The organism is Pseudomonas sp. J452, from assembly GCF_024666525.1.
GTDB lineage: Bacteria > Pseudomonadota > Gammaproteobacteria > Pseudomonadales > Pseudomonadaceae > Aquipseudomonas.
The window spans coordinates 4,660,114-4,674,433 of record NZ_CP088294.1 but is presented as its reverse complement, the minus strand read 5'-3'; the positions used below and the strand labels follow the sequence as shown (position 1 = coordinate 4,674,433).

Annotated in this window: 11 protein-coding genes; 7 read left to right on the top strand and 4 right to left on the bottom strand. The window is 66.3% G+C overall.

Annotation, left to right across the window (positions count from 1 at the left end; translation table 11 throughout):
* Window positions 1–31 precede the first annotated feature (31 nt).
* From LRS11_RS21485 to LRS11_RS21470, 4 genes are all read left to right on the top strand, one after another.
* A complete protein-coding gene (locus LRS11_RS21485; RefSeq protein WP_260494851.1) occupies window positions 32–697 on the top strand; it encodes an ABC transporter ATP-binding protein in 666 nt (221 codons plus the stop codon).
* Window positions 697–3,165, top strand: coding sequence for an ABC transporter permease (locus tag LRS11_RS21480; RefSeq protein WP_260494850.1), 2,469 nt, complete (start codon window positions 697–699; stop codon window positions 3,163–3,165). Before LRS11_RS21485 ends, LRS11_RS21480 begins: the two co-directional genes overlap by 1 nt.
* On the top strand, window positions 3,155–4,225 hold the full coding sequence (locus LRS11_RS21475) for a lipocalin-like domain-containing protein (protein ID WP_260494849.1): 1,071 nt from the start codon (window positions 3,155–3,157) through the stop codon (window positions 4,223–4,225). The genes LRS11_RS21480 and LRS11_RS21475 overlap by 11 nt, the downstream gene beginning before the upstream one ends.
* 74 nt (window positions 4,226–4,299) lie before the next feature.
* Complete coding sequence (locus tag LRS11_RS21470; RefSeq protein ID WP_260494848.1) at window positions 4,300–4,956, top strand: cupin domain-containing protein; 657 nt, start codon at window positions 4,300–4,302, stop codon at window positions 4,954–4,956.
* Between the two features lie 140 nt (window positions 4,957–5,096).
* Here LRS11_RS21470 and LRS11_RS21465 read toward each other — a convergent pair whose 3' ends face one another.
* Window positions 5,097–6,326 carry an NADH:flavin oxidoreductase/NADH oxidase family protein gene (locus LRS11_RS21465; protein ID WP_260494847.1) on the bottom strand — a complete coding sequence of 410 codons (1,230 nt, stop codon included), beginning with the start codon at window positions 6,324–6,326 and terminating at the stop codon, window positions 5,097–5,099.
* A 77-nt stretch (window positions 6,327–6,403) separates the two neighbouring features.
* On the opposite strand from LRS11_RS21465, the gene LRS11_RS21460 reads away from it, so the two are divergent.
* Window positions 6,404–6,820, top strand: coding sequence for a MerR family transcriptional regulator (locus LRS11_RS21460; RefSeq protein WP_260494846.1), 417 nt, complete (start codon window positions 6,404–6,406; stop codon window positions 6,818–6,820).
* A gap of 308 nt (window positions 6,821–7,128) precedes the next feature.
* Complete coding sequence (locus LRS11_RS21455; protein ID WP_260494845.1) at window positions 7,129–7,542, top strand: HPF/RaiA family ribosome-associated protein; 414 nt, start codon at window positions 7,129–7,131, stop codon at window positions 7,540–7,542.
* 369 nt (window positions 7,543–7,911) lie between these two features.
* On the opposite strand, the gene LRS11_RS21450 is transcribed toward LRS11_RS21455, so the two are convergent.
* Window positions 7,912–8,841, bottom strand: a complete 930-nt coding sequence (locus LRS11_RS21450; RefSeq protein WP_260494844.1) for a LysR family transcriptional regulator — start codon at window positions 8,839–8,841, stop codon at window positions 7,912–7,914.
* 93 nt (window positions 8,842–8,934) lie between these two features.
* Here LRS11_RS21450 and LRS11_RS21445 point away from each other — a divergent pair, with 93 nt between their 5' ends.
* Window positions 8,935–9,900, top strand: coding sequence for a DMT family transporter (locus LRS11_RS21445; RefSeq protein ID WP_260494843.1), 966 nt, complete (start codon window positions 8,935–8,937; stop codon window positions 9,898–9,900).
* Window positions 9,901–10,060: 160 nt separating this feature from the next.
* Here LRS11_RS21445 and katG read toward each other — a convergent pair whose 3' ends face one another.
* Window positions 10,061–12,268, bottom strand: a complete 2,208-nt coding sequence (gene katG, locus LRS11_RS21440; RefSeq protein ID WP_260494842.1) for a catalase/peroxidase HPI — start codon at window positions 12,266–12,268, stop codon at window positions 10,061–10,063.
* Between the two features lie 184 nt (window positions 12,269–12,452).
* Window positions 12,453–14,228, bottom strand: coding sequence for a diguanylate cyclase (locus LRS11_RS21435; protein ID WP_260494841.1), 1,776 nt, complete (start codon window positions 14,226–14,228; stop codon window positions 12,453–12,455).
* Window positions 14,229–14,320 lie beyond the last annotated feature (92 nt).

Sequence of the window (14,320 nt, the reverse complement as noted above, 5' to 3'; positions counted from 1 at the left end):
TGACCGCTATTGCGTGGGGGCAAAGCTGCCAATGCTGATCGTCGAGAATCTGCACAAGTCGTTCGCCACCGCCCAGGGCAACCTGGCGGTGCTGCGTGGGGTCGATCTGCAGTTGCCCGGCGGCAGCAGCCTGGCGCTGATGGGCGAGTCCGGCAGCGGCAAGAGCACGTTGCTGCACCTGGTCGCCGGCCTGGAACGGGCTGACAGCGGACGCATCCTGGTCGACGGCGTGCCGCTGGACGGGCGCCGTGAGGCCGAACTGGCGCGCTGGCGCCGCGAAGGCATCGGCCTGGTGTTCCAGCAGTACAACCTGATCAGCAGCCTCAGCGTGGCGGCTAACTTGGCCTTCCAGGCGCGCCTGGCCGGCCGCCATGATCCGGCCTGGGTCGCCTACCTGGCCGAGCGCCTGGGCCTGAGCCCGCTGTTGCAGCGCTACCCGGAACAGCTCTCCGGTGGCCAGCAGCAACGGGTGGCCATCGGCCGGGCCCTGGCTGCGCGACCGGCGCTGGTGCTGGCCGACGAACCCACCGGCAGCCTGGACGAGGCGAGCAGCGAGGCGGTGCTCGACCTGCTCCTGCAATTGGTCGACGAGGCCGGCAGCAGTCTGCTGATGGTCACCCACAGCGCCCGTCTGGCCGCCCGCCTGGAACACAGCCTGTACCTGCACCTGGGCCGGGTCGCGGCGGCGCGGGCCTGATGGGCATGCTGCGCATCAGCCTGCAGGCACTGCTCAGCCACTGGCGCCGTCATCCGCTGCAGTTCTTCAGCATCCTCACCGGCCTGTGGCTGGCCACCGCGTTATGGACCGGGGTACAGGCGCTGAACAGCCAGGCGCGCGCCGACTATGCCCGCGCCAGTGCGGTGCTGGCCGGCCCGGCGCAGGCGCAGCTGGTGGCGCGTCAGGGCCCACGCTTTGCCCAGGCCGCCTATGTGCAGCTGCGCCGCAGCGGCTGGCCGGTGTCGCCGCTGCTGGAAGGGCGCCTGCGCTTCGCCGGCGAGGAACCGCTGAGCGTGCAACTGCTTGGCATCGAGCCGCTGAGCCTGCCGCACGGCAGCGCGGTGGCCGGGCGCCCAGCCGATGGCTTGGATATCGCCAGCTTCCTCGGCAGTCCGGGTCAGGCCTGGATTGCCGCCGACACCCTGCAACGCCTAGGTTTGCGCGTGGGCGAACAGGCGCTCACGGCAGACGGCCAGCGTCTGCCGCCGCTGCAGGTGCAGGAGCAACTGGCACCGGGGGTGATCGTGGTCGATATCGGCCAGGCCCAGCGCCTGTTGCAGGCGCCGGGGCAACTGTCGCGCCTGCTGCTGCCAGCGGATTTCGCTACGCGCGTGCTGCCGGGCGAACTGCAGGCCGTGCTGCAGCTGCAACCGGCCGCGGACGGCGACGACCTGCAGCGCCTCACCGAAAGCTTCCACCTCAACCTCACGGCCCTCGGCCTGCTGGCCTTTATCGTCGGCCTGTTTATCGTGCATGCCGCCATCGGCCTGGCCCTGGAGCAGCGCCGTGGCCTGCTGCGCACCCTGCGTGCCTGCGGCGTCAGCCTGGGCGGGCTGCTCGGCGCGCTGGCCATCGAACTGGGCCTGTTCGCCCTGCTCAGCGGCCTGGCCGGGGTGGCCAGCGGCTACGGGCTGGCCAGCCTGTTGCTGGCCGATGTCGCCGCCAGCCTGCGCGGCCTGTATGGCGCCGAGGTGGCCGGCCAGCTCAGCCTGGCGCCGCAGTGGTGGCTGGCCGGGCTGGCCATCAGTTTGCTTGGTGCCTTGCTCGCCGGCGCCAGCAGCCTGCTGCGTGCGGCCAACCTGCCGTTGCTGGCGCTGGCCCAGCCGCAGGCCTGGCGCCTGGCTCAGGGCCTGTGGTTACGGCGCCAGGCTTGGCTGGCGGCCGGGCTGCTGGTGCTGGCGCTAGCCTGCTGGCGGTTCGGCGACAGCCTGCTGACGGCCTTCGTCCTGCTCGCCGTCTTGCTCCTGGCCGCGGCGCTGCTGTTGCCGGCCTTGCTGGATGGTGCCCTGGCGCTGCTCGCCCGGCGTTGTCGCGGGCCGCTGAGCGAATGGTTCGTCGCCGACAGCCGCCAGCAGCTGCCGGCCCTGGCCCTGGCATTGATGGCCCTGCTGCTGGCGTTGGCCGCCAGCGTCGGCGTCGGCAGCATGACCGAGGGCTTTCGCCAGACCTTCAGCGGCTGGCTCGACCAGCGCCTGTCCGCCGAGCTGTACCTGGCCCCGCGCGACACCGAGCAGGCCGAGCAGATCAGCGCCTGGCTCGAGGCACAGCCGGGCATCACGATCCTGCCGCACTGGCGGGTCGACCTGCGCCTGCAGGGCTGGCCGGCGCAGCTGCAGGGCATCGTCGATCACCCCAGCTACCGCCAGCACTGGCCGCTGCTGGAGCAGCAGGACGACGCCTGGACGCAGCTGGCGGCGGGGCAGGGCGTGCTGCTCAGCGAGCAACTGGCGCGCCGGCTCAAGCTGCGCCTGGGCGATGCGCTGACGTTACCGGCGGCTGGTGGTGAACAACGCCTGCCGGTACTCGGCCTGTATGCCGACTACGGCAACCCCAAGGGCCATCTGTTGCTGAACGCCGCCTGGCTGCGCCGGCACTGGCCGGACGCCAGCCTGAGCAACCTCAGCCTGCGCCTGCCGGCCGCGCGGGTCGCACTGCTCAAGGCCGAGCTGGAGCAACGCTACGCCCTGGATGGCACTCGGCTGATCGACCAGGCCTCGCTCAAGCGCTGGTCGACTCGGGTGTTCGAGCGCACCTTCGCCGCCACCGCCGCGCTCAACAGCCTGACCCTCGGTGTGGCCGGCGTGGCGCTGTTCATCAGCCTGCTGACCCTTGGCCAGAGTCGCCTGGGCCAGCTGGCGCCGCTCTGGGCGCTGGGTTTGGGGCGGGTGCGCCTGGCCTGGCTGAGCCTGGGGCAGACGCTGCTGCTGGCCAGCCTCACCGTGCTGCTGGCCATGCCCCTGGGCCTGCTGCTGGCCTGGTGCCTGGTGGCGGTGGTCAATGTGCAGGCCTTCGGCTGGCGCCTGCCGCTGCATGTGTTCCCCACCCAGTTGCTGCAGTTGGGCCTGCTCGGCCTGTGCACCAGCCTGCTGGCCGCCGCCGGGCCGCTGTGGCAACTGGCGCGCCGCCAGCCGGCCGACCTGTTGAGGCAATTCGCTGATGAACGCTAGGGCTCTACTTCTACTGGCTGCCACGTTGCTCGGCGGCTGTGACGACGCGCCCGCGCCGAGCGCCGGTTTCGCTGGCCTTGGCCAGGCGGTGGAAGGCTTCGTCCCGGTCGAGCCGGGTCGGCCGCTGCAGTTCCCGCTCGATCATGGCGCCCACCACGGCTACCGCATCGAATGGTGGTACGTCACCGCCAACCTGACTGACGAGCAGGGCCGCGACTGGGGCGTGCAGTGGACGCTGTTCCGCTCGGCGCTGCGCCCGGGTGCCGAGCAGGCGGGTTGGGACAGCCCCAACCTGTGGCTGGGCCACGCCGGCCAGAGCGGGCCGTTCGGCCACCAGTTCGCCGAGCGCCTGGGCCGTGGCGGCATCGGCCAGGCCGGGGTGGCGGCGCAACCGTTCCGCGCCTGGATCGACGACTGGTCGCTGCACAGCACGGCTGGCGAGGGCCTGCAGCAGCTGCAGATGCAGGCCGCCGGCGCGGACTTTGGCTACGACCTGCAACTGCGCGCCGACGGCCCGCTGGTGCTGCACGGCGCGCAGGGCTACAGCGAGAAGTCCGGCCAGGGCCAGGCCTCCTACTACTACAGCCAGCCGTTCTACCGGGTCAGCGGCACGATCGAGCAGGGCGGCCAGCGCCATCGGGTCAGCGGCCAGGCCTGGCTCGACCGCGAATGGAGCAGCCAGCCGCTGGCCGCCGAGCAGCAGGGCTGGGACTGGTTCTCCCTGCACCTGGACGGCGGCGCCAAGCTGATGCTGTTCCAGGTGCGCCAGGCCAATGGCCAACCCTATCGCGCCGGCACCTGGATCGGCGCCGACGGCCGCAACCAAGCGCTGCGCGGTGAGCAGATCCAGCTCAGCCCGCTGGCCACTACCGAGCTGGATAACGGTCGTCGGCTGCCGACTCGCTGGCGCGTGCAGGTGGCGGGCCATGGCGTGGATATCGAGGTCGAGGCGCTGCAGCCGCAGGCCTGGATGGGCACCACCTTCCCCTACTGGGAAGGCCCGGTGCACCTGCGCGGCAGCGTCGGTGGGCGTGGCTATCTGGAGATGACTGGCTACTAAGTCGCCTTGGCCCAGGTGTGACAAACCGGCTGGATGGGTTCTAATTCATCACACCGGAGCAAGGTGCCAAGCCCATGCAACTCAACGCCGATTTCCGCCAACGAGTGGTGATTCGCCCCGGCGACAGCCCCTGGGTGCCATCGCCGATGGCCGGGGTGGAGCGCATCATGCTCGACCGCATCGGTGCGGAGCTGGCGCGCGCCACGTCCATCGTGCGCTATGCCGCCGGCTCGCAGTTCAGTGCGCACTCGCATCCGGGGGGCGAGAAATTCCTGGTGCTGGACGGGGTGTTCTCCGACGAACGTGGCGACTACCCGGCCGGAACCTATGTGCGCAACCCGATCGGCAGCCAGCACGCACCGTTCAGTCGGGAAGGCTGCACGATCTTCGTCAAACTCATGCAGTTCGCCGTTGATGATCAGCAGGCGGTGGTGATCGACAGCCGCACGGCCGTCTGGCTACCGGGGCTGGTACCGGGCCTGCAGGTGCTGCCGCTGCATCAGCATGGTACTGAGCATGTGGCGCTGGTGCGCTGGGCGCCGGGCACGCGTTTCAACCGCCATCGGCACTGGGGTGGCGAGGAAATTCTGGTGCTCGAAGGCACCTTCCAGGACGAATTCGGCGACTACCCGGCCGGCAGTTGGCTGCGTAATCCGCATCTGTCCGAACACATGCCGTTCAGCGATGCGGGCTGCCTGATCTGGGTGAAGACCGGGCATCTGCCGGCTTAGCAGGCCGTTGAAAAACTACCTGCGTTGCCGATACTGCGTTGAAAACGACCTCAAAATGCTCATTTACAACACGTAAACTGCGCTTTTTCGGCCGTTTTCGCCTTGTCTCGGCTGCCTCGCCAACATTTTTCAACGGCCTGTTAGCCGGCAGCCATCAGGCGCTTGTACAGGCGGGTACGGCGCGCGGTTTTCAGCTGTTCCGCGAGCAAGGCGCGCAGCGGCGATACGTTCGGCTTGGGCTGGCCGCCACGGCTGAGGCGCTGCATCTGGAACTTCACTGTGGCCATGTAGGCCAGCGAGGCCAGGACCTTGTGCTTCCAGCGGATCGGCGCCAACTCGGCGCTGATTTGCCGCTCGCCGGCCTGCCAGCGGCGCGGCAGGTTCGGTTCGATGGCCAGGGCGGTGGCGATGCCGGCCATGGCCACGCCGCTGTCCAGCACCTGCTCGACCACCGGCAGGCGGCGGATACCGCCGGTGACCATCACGGGCATCTTGGCCGCTGCGGCGATCTCGCCGGCGAATTCGAGGAAGTAGGCCTCGCGCGCCAGGGTGCGACCGTCGCGCGCGTCGCCCTGCATGGCCGGCGCCTCGTAGCTGCCGCCGGACAGCTCGACCAGGTCGACCGAAAGCTCATTGAGCATCTGCACCACGCGCTTGGCGTCGGCGCCGTCGAAGCCGCCACGCTGGAAGTCCGCCGAGTTGAGCTTGACCGCCACGCAGAAGCTTGGCGCCACCACGGCGCGCACCGCCTTGACCACTTCCAGCAGCAGACGCGCGCGGTTCTCCAGCGGGCCGCCCCAGCTGTCGGTGCGCTTGTTGCTGATGGGCGAGAGGAACTGGCTGAGCAGGTAGCCGTGCGCGGCATGGATCTGCACACCGCTGAAGCCGGCCTGTTCGGCCAGTTGCGCGGTGCGCGCGAAGCGCTGGATCAGCGCGCCGATCTCCTCGTCGCCGAGCGCCTTGGGCAGCGGAAACAGCTTCGACAGGCCACCCAGCTCCAGGGCCACGGCCGAGGGCGCAACTGTCTGCTGGCCGAGGTTGGCCTGCATCTGCCGGCCGGGGTGGTTGATCTGCATCCAGAACTGCGCGCCCTGGGCGCGGCCGATGCGTGCCCACTCGCGAAACTTGTCCAGCTGGCGTTCGTCTTCCAGTACTACGCCGCCGGGGCCGGTCATGGCGCGGCGGTCGACCATCACGTTGCCGGTCAGCAGCAGCCCGGCGCCGCCTGCGGCCCAGGCCTGGTACAGGCGCAACAGCTCGGCGGAGGGGCCCTGGCTGGCGTCGGCCAGGTTCTCTTCCATCGCCGCCTTGGCGATGCGGTTGGGGATGGCGGTACCGTTGGGCAGTTGCAGGGCGTGGAAGGCAGTCATGGCGTACTCCGGGGTAGCAGGTGGAGCAAGCCTAAGGTTAAAGTCAACTTTAAGGTCAATAGCCCGGAGTAGACAAAATGAAAATCGGTGAACTGGCCACTCGCACAGGGCTCGCGCCCTCGCGTATCCGTTTCTACGAGGCCAGCGGGCTGATCGCCGTCCAGCGCCAGGCCAACGGTTACCGCAGCTATCCGGAGCAGACGGTACAGACCCTCGGCCTTATCGCCTGCGCCCAGCAGTCCGGTTTCAGCCTGGAGGAGATCCGCCGCCTGCTGCCGGGCAGCGAGCAGCAAGGCTGGGCCCACGACGAACTGCTGGCCAGCCTGCAGCGCAAGGTCGGCGAGATCGAAGTCATGCAGCAGCGCCTGGCACAGAACAAGGCGCAGCTGCTGGGCATCATCGCCAGCATCGAGAGCAAGCCGGAGGGCATGCAGTGCACGGAAAACGCCGAGCGGGTGCTGGCCAACCTGCGCGATGCACGGCAGGAGGAGTAGGCCGTCGGCAAACTGTCGACACAGTCTCGGGGGCTTTATGAATACGCCGCGTTTGCCTGACCGCCACGACTGTAGTAAGACTTAGCTAAGGACTGAATTCAACCAGCCTTGGCCCAAGTGCCAGGGTTGCTTCGATGTGTTGTGGCAGAGCAGGGGGAGATGGGCGGTCGAGCCGTTCGCTAACGCGCAGACCTTTTCGCTGCAAGCCCTTGCAGCAGCAGGCGCCACCACGGGAGATGTGTCACACAGCCTGAACCTTTGCAGTCGCAGTACCTCGATACAACACCCCAGTAAAACGAGGAAGCCCTATGCAAGTTCAAGTTCATACGAACCAGATTGAAGGCAGTGCTCGGCTTCAGGAGTGGGTCAGCTCCGCCGTCTTGGACAAACTCGATCACTTCGACGAGTTCCTCACCCGAGTGGTCGTCCATATCAGCGATGAAAACGCACACAAGGCCGGCGCCGACGACAAGCGCTGCCACATCGAGGCCCGCCCGAAAGGCCATCAACCTATCTCCGTCACCCACAAGTCCGATGAAATGGGCATCGCCGTGGATGGTGCCGTCGAGAAAATGCGTCACGCCCTGGAACACCTGTCCGGTCGTCTGGAAACCAAGGTGGTCTCCACCGGGCGCATCGGCGAACCCGGCGAAGTGATCCTCACCGATGCCTTGCTCGAGGAAGAGTTTCTGGCCAAGCAGGAAGAGCTGGATCGCGGCTAGGCGGCGAATTGCCTCCCTGGCAAAGGTTTAATCCGCAATAAAAGAACCGCCCTTCGGGGCGGTTTTTTATTGTCTGGTGTGCCTGTATGGCACCGCAGTTGGAGGGAACAGGCAACTCCGCTCCCGGATTTCATCCGGGCTACAACGCTGGCAGGCGGCGTTTTCTTTGCGCTGAATGCAGCGGAATAAGGACTTTCTGGCAACACGGACAGTCCCCTCTCCCTCTTGTGTAAGAGGGTTACAGATTCGGCCTGCAAATAGATTGGTTGGTGTAGGAGCCAGCTTGCTGGCGATGCTCTTCACGCCCGAATCGCCAGCAAGCTGGCTCCTACAAGAATCGTGCTGTGTAATCCCTTAATACAGGCCGGATCAATAGGGCGAGGGGCGGAGGGGCCGCTCCACCTCGCTGTCGGTCAGGCAGGCCACCAGCTCGGCGGCAAAGCGCGACAGTTGCTCGCGTTTGCGCACGCAGACTTTCAGGTCGCGCTGGGCCCAGGGCTCTTCCAGTTCGATCACGGCCAGCGGCTCGCGGGGCGGGCCATCGGCCAGGGCGCTGCGCGGTACCAGGCCCAGGCCAACCCCGGCGCTGACCATGCGGCACACTGCCTCGAAGCTGCGTACCTGGATGCGCACTTCGAGGTGCCGGCCCAGTGCGGCGGCGGCGTTCATGGTGAAGGTGTGAATGGCCGAGCCGGAATGCAGCATCACGAAGGGGTAGTCCAGCACTGCGGCGAAGGGCGTGCTGGTGCGTTGGGCAATCGGGTGGTCGGCGGGCGCGATCAGCACTAGGCGGTCGGCCCGGTAGGGCAGCAGTTCGACTTCCGCGCCTTCTATCGATTCGGCCACCACGCCGACCTCCACTTCTCCGCGAGCTACGGCCATGACCACTTCCGGGCTGGTGTGTTCCTCCAGGGAAATGCTCACCTGCGGATGGCGTTTCAAGAAGGCTGCCAGGCTGTCAGGCAGGAAAGCATGGGTGGCGTGGGTGTTGGCCCACAGGCTGACATGCCCGCGCACCCCTTTGGCGTAGGGCGTGAGGTCGGCATGCATCTGTTCGAGTTGGGCGAACACCTGGCGCGCATGGCGCAGCAGCGCATCGCCGGCGCGAGTCAGGCGCACCCCGCGCGGCTCGCGAACCAACAGCGGCGTACCGATCGACTGTTCCAGCATGCGCATGCGATGACTGGCCGAGGAGGCTGCCAGGTGCACGCGCTCGGCGCCACGGGTCAGGTTGCGGGCTTCGGCAATCGCCACGAAGAGACGCAGGTCTGTGAGGTCATAGTGCATAGCGTTGGTCATATCCGAACGATGCGTTGGGTAAAACCCAATTTAACCTGGATTCCATTGCCGTGATCATTCGTCCAGATAAAACTCTACAGGACTCTATCCGCCATGCCCTGGAATATCTGGTCCGCCGAACGCCTCGGTATCATGCTGGCCGTGCTGGCCGCGTTTGGTTTTTCCTTCAAGGCGATTTTCGTCAAGCTGGCCTATGCCGCAGCCCCCGTCGACGCGCTCACGCTGCTGACCCTGCGCATGACCTTCGCCTTGCCGATCGCCCTCTGGGCCGTGCTGTGGCTGTGCCGCGCCGCCACGCCGCTGACCCGCAAGGATTACGCGCTGTTGCTCGCGCTCGGCCTGCTGGGCTACTACGGGGCGAGCATCCTCGACTTCGTCGGTCTGCAGTACATCTCCGCCGCGCTCGAACGCCTGATCCTGTTCATCTACCCGACCCTGACCGTGCTGATCGGTGTCCTCGCGCTGGGCAAGCGTTTGCAGAGGCGTCAGGTGGCGGCCCTGCTGCTGTCCTATGCCGGCATTGGCCTGGCGTTTGCGCATGATCTCGAGGTGGCCGGTGACATCCGTGCGGTGCTGATCGGCAGCGCCTTCGTCTTCGCCTCGGCGCTGTCCTACGCGCTGTACAGCGCTGGCGCCGAGGTGGCTATCCAGCGCCTGGGCACCCTCCGTTTTGCCGCCCTGGCGATCATCGTCTCGACCCTGGCCACGCAGCTGCACTTCGTCGCCAGCCAACCCTTTGCCGCGCTGAACCAGCCCATGCCGGTGTATGCCTATGCGGCGGCGATGGCGATCTTCTCCACGGTATTGCCGGTGTTCTGGCAGTCGGCGGCGATCCACCGTATCGGTGCGGCGCGCACGGTGCTGATTGGCACGCTGGGGCCGATCCTGACGATCTTCTTCGGCTGGCTGCTGTTGCGCGAGCCGGTGTCCCTGGCGCAGCTGCTGGGGGCTGGCCTGGTGCTGGCGGGGGTGTTGCTAGTCAGTCGCAGGCGCTGGTTCAGGCGACCGGAAACGGTTGCCGAGGATCAGGGCAAGCAGCAAGCACGCTCAGTGTTGTAAGCGTTTTCAAGCGCCACAGCGGGGCAGAGAAGGCGGGGAGGATTACGGGGCAGGCGTGGTACAAACGCTGCGGGCTGGTGCAGCCGCGACCTGGCCCGGGATTGCCCCGGGTCAGGTCTTGGCCAGGTGTGCCAGGCCTGTCAAGGCCTGGTGTGCAGCATCACGCCAGGTCGAAGCGATCGAGGTTCATCACCTTGTCCCAGGCGGCGACGAAGTCATTGACGAACTTCGCCGAGGCATCGCTAGTGGCATAGACCTCGGCAAGCGCACGCAACTGCGAGTTCGAGCCGAAGACCAGGTCGACCACCGTGCCGGTCCACTTCAGATCACCGCTCTTGCGATCACGCCCTTCCAGTACGCCCTCGCTGGCCGACTTCTGCCACTTGGTGCTCATGTCGAGCAGGTTGATGAAGAAGTCGTTGCTCAGGGTTTCCGGACGCTTGCTGAACACACCATGTTGGGCCTGGCCGACGTTGGCGTTGAGGGCGCGCAGACCGCCGATCAGTACGGTCATTTCCGGCGCGGTCAGCGTCAGCAGCTGGGCCTTGTCGATCAGCAGCTCGGCTGCTGCGCCTTCCAGCCCTGGCTGGGCATAGTTGCGGAAGCCATCGGCCTTCGGCTCCAGTACGGCGAACGAGTCGGCGTCGGTCTGCGCCTGGGTAGCGTCCGTGCGGCCCGCAGCGAAGGGCACCGTGACGTTGACCCCGGCCTTCTTCGCCGCGGCTTCGACGGCGGCGCAACCGCCCAGCACGATCAGGTCGGCCAGTGAGACTTTCTTGCCGCCGGCGGCCGAGGCATTGAAGTCCTTCTGCACGCTTTCCAATGCAGCGAGAACCTTGGCCAGCTGCGCCGGCTGGTTGGCCGGCCAGTCCTTCTGTGGTGCCAGGCGAATACGTGCGCCGTTGGCGCCGCCGCGCTTGTCGCTGCCGCGGAAGGTGGCGGCCGAGGCCCAGGCGGTGCTGACCAGTTGGGCGATGGATAGGCCGCTGGCGAGGATCTTGGCCTTCAGGGCGGCGATGTCCTGCGCATCGACCAGCGGATGATCGACGGCGGGCACCGGGTCCTGCCAGATCAGCACTTCCTTGGGTACCAGCTTGCCCAGGTAGCGGGCACGCGGGCCCATGTCGCGGTGGGTCAGCTTGAACCAGGCGCGGGCGAAGGCGTCGGCGAACTCCTGCGGGTTCTGGTGGAAGCGCCGCGAGATCTTCTCGTAGGCCGGGTCCATGCGCAGCGACATGTCTGCGGTGGTCATCATCGGTGGGTGCTTCTTCGACGGGTCATGGGCGTCGGGAATCATGTGTTCCGGTTTGACGTTCTTGGCCACCCACTGCTGCGCGCCGGCGGGGCTCTTGGTCAGCTCCCACTCGTAGCCGAACAGCATGTCGAAGTAGCCCATGTCCCATTTCGTCGGGTTGGGTTTCCACGCGCCTTCGATACCGCTGGTGGTGGCGTGCACGCCTTTGCCGCTGCCCAGCTTGTTGATCCAGCCCAGGCCCTGTTCCTCAATGCCCGCCGCTTCCGGCTCGGCGCCGACCAGCGCCGGGTCACCGGCGCCATGGGCCTTGCCGAAGGTGTGGCCGCCGGCGACCAGCGCCACGGTTTCCTCGTCGTTCATGGCCATGCGCGCAAAGGTCTCGCGCACATCGCGGCCAGACGCCAGCGGGTCGGGATTGCCGTCCGGGCCTTCGGGGTTGACGTAGATCAGGCCCATCTGCACGGCTGCCAGCGGGTTGGCCAGATTGCGATCACCGGAGTAGCGGCTGTTGGGTTTGTCGCTGGTGGCCAGCCACTGTTTTTCGGCGCCCCAGTAGACGTCTTCTTCCGGCGCCCAGATGTCGTTGCGCCCGCCGCCGAAACCGAAGGTCTTGAAGCCCATGGATTCCAGGGCGACGTTGCCGGCGAGGATGAACAGGTCGGCCCAGGACAGCTTGCGGCCGTACTTCTGCTTGATCGGCCACAGCAGGCGGCGGGCCTTGTCCAGGTTGCCGTTGTCCGGCCAGCTGTTCAGCGGGGCGAAACGCTGGTTGCCGGTGCCGGCGCCACCACGGCCGTCGGCGATGCGATAGGTGCCGGCAGCGTGCCAAGCCATGCGGATCATCAGGCCGCCGTAGTGGCCCCAGTCGGCGGGCCACCAGTCCTGGGAGTCGGTCATCAGGGCGGTGAGGTCCTTGACCACAGCGTCCAGGTCGAGGCTCTTGAATTCCTCGGCGTAGTTGAAGTCCGCATCCATCGGGTCGGACAGCGAGGAATGCTGGTGCAGGATCTTCAGGTTGAGTTGGTTGGGCCACCAGTCTGCGTTCGACTGGGCGCCAGCGACGGTGGGGCTGCCAGCACCGCCGGAGAATGGGCACTTTGCATCGTTCGACATGGAATCGTTCCTTTTGTTGTTTACACCTAACTACCCGAATCAGTCTTGACCCTGCCTACCGAGCTATCAAATAGGTTTTGGGTATGGCACTGATAGTAGTCAGGGAATACGAACCCATGGACAGGAGTCGGTATTCGACAAAGGAATGACAGGTCTGCGACTTAGAGCCTGTTCACGATCGTTGCTAGTGCGCCACTTCCGAGTGGCATTCGATGCGGTTGCGGCCGCTGCGCTTGGCGCGGTAAAGCGCTATGTCACTACGCGACAGCACGGCCTCGGGGCTCAGGTCGCCGGCGTGAATGGCGGCAATGCCGACGCTGACCGCCAGGGGGATCTGTTCACCGTCATGAACCAGGGGTGTTCTGGTTAATTCGTTGCGAATACGCTCGCCGAAATTCATGGCCTGGGCGATATCGGTATCGCTCAGCAGCACGGCGAACTCTTCGCCGCCCATCCGTCCGGCGGCATCGGTCTTGCGCAGCTGCGCGCCGAGGATTGCCGCGAAATGGCGCAGGGCCTGGTCGCCGACGAAGTGGCCCCAGCGATCATTGATGTCCTTGAAGTGATCGAGGTCGAACATCAGCAGCGTGGCGCAGTGTCCGGCGGTTCGCTGCACCCGCGACAGCTCGGTTTCGAGTTGCAGCATGAAGCTGCGGCGGTTGCGCAGCTGGGTCAGGAAGTCCGTGGTGGCGAACTCCTGCAGCTCGGCTTCGATCAGCTTGTGCGCGGTGATATCGGCAATGAAGCCATGCCACAGCACGCTGCCATCTTCCAACTGCCTGGGGCAGGCATCGCCCTGGCGCCAGTAGGTGCCTTGTTGCGGCAACTGCACCCGGTACTCCAGGTGCCAGGGCGTCAGGTCTGTTGCGGATATGGCGAGGGAGGAGAGGTAAACGGCCCGATCGTCCGGGTGAATGATCTCGTGCAGCAGGTCCGGGTTTTCCAGCAGTTGTTCGGCCGTGAGCCCGTAGATCGCGCGCACCCCGCCGCTGGCATAGGTAAAGAAGGACCTGCCGTCCGCCTGGCGCTGATACTGGAAGGCCATGCCGGGGATTTCGTTGGTCAGGTCGGTCATCAGTGTGGCGGTCTGCTGCACCTGTTCCGACAGGGTGCGCATGGCGCTGATGTCCGTGGTCGTGCCGATCATGCGCAATGGTTGGCCGGCACTATCGCGCTCGACCACCTTGCCGCGGCTGCAGACCCATTTGTAGCTGCCGTTACGGCACAGCAGGCGATGCTCGACTTCGTAGGTCTCGGTGTGCTGTTCGAAATGCGCCTGGATGCTCGCCTGGACATAGGCCAGGTCGGCGGGGTGGACGCGTGTGTAGCTTTCCTCGATGCGGTTGCCGACTTCGTGCTCGGCATACCCCAGCAAGGCTTTCCAGCCGGTGGAGTAGTGAATCTCCCCGCTGGCCACATTGCGGTCCCAGATCCCGGTGCCGCTGCCGGCAATGGCCAGCGCCATGCGTCGTTCGTTCTCGTGCAGCAGGTCCAGCTCCCGTTGCCGCTGCGCATCGGCAGCCTCGCGGGTGAGCAGCTGCGCGGCCAGCTGGGCAAGCTGGTGCAGCACCTGTTGCTGGGCGGTGTCCAGCTCGCGGGGTTGGTCGTGCAGCAGATAGAGGATGCCGAGCACTTCACCGGCCGGTGCCCGCAGTGGGCAGGCCGCCAGAAAACGTACATGGGGTGCCGCGGCGAGCAGGTCGAGATCGCGCAAGCGTTCATCGCACTGGATATCGGCTACCACCAACAGCGCATCGGCGCAGCGCCAGGGGGCTTCGAAATGACTGACGGCATTGCCGAGAGCAGCACCCGCGCAGGTGCGTATCCGTGGCTGATCCTCGGCGCCTGCAATCACCAGCGCCGACAGCACACCGACATGTTGCCTGGCCAGACGGACCAGGCCATCGAACAGCTCATCGTTGGCGCTTTCTGACGCCCTGATAGAACTCAATGGCTGCATTGGGACTCTGCTTCGCCAGGATTGAAAGACGCCGCCCAGCAGGTTCGGCCCTACATAGTTGCAGTCTAACCATACTGGCCAGCTGCCGTCAT